Origin of the sequence: Paraburkholderia sp. J12, from assembly GCF_905220215.1 — a bacterium.
Taxonomy (GTDB): Bacteria; Pseudomonadota; Gammaproteobacteria; order Burkholderiales; family Burkholderiaceae; genus Paraburkholderia.
Genome location: NZ_CAJMZC010000059.1, coordinates 1 through 314, shown reverse-complemented (window position 1 = coordinate 314; position 314 = coordinate 1). Strand labels below are relative to the sequence as shown.

Annotated in this window: 1 protein-coding gene; it reads left to right on the top strand. The window is 57.3% G+C overall.

Features of this window, described 5'->3' with window-relative positions; genetic code table 11:
• A partial coding sequence (locus U5760_RS31595) for a hypothetical protein (protein ID WP_322016223.1) occupies positions 1 to 196 on the top strand: 196 nt, incomplete at its 5' end.
• Positions 197 to 314 lie beyond the last annotated feature (118 nt).

Here is a 314-nt window from a genome sequence, read left to right as displayed (position 1 = left end):
GAAGAACAGGCCGGGTTCGCCGCCGCATCAAGCGCCCACACTTATCGGCTGTAAATTTTTAAAGATCATTCGCGAAAGCGCCGTTAAAAACATCCAACTACCGGCTTCTTTCTGCGTCGCTGCGTCTGCAGCAGAGAAACGAGATTATGAAGAATCTTTTTCGCTTCGTCAACACCTTTTTTGCGTCGCCGCCTGAAAGCTGCTGATCCTGCGTCCGCCCGTTCCCTCCGGCGGCCTTCGCCCACACACCGGCATCACCGGTGAACTGCGAAGGGGGCGAATCTTACCGCCCCCACCTACCCGCCCGCAAGGGG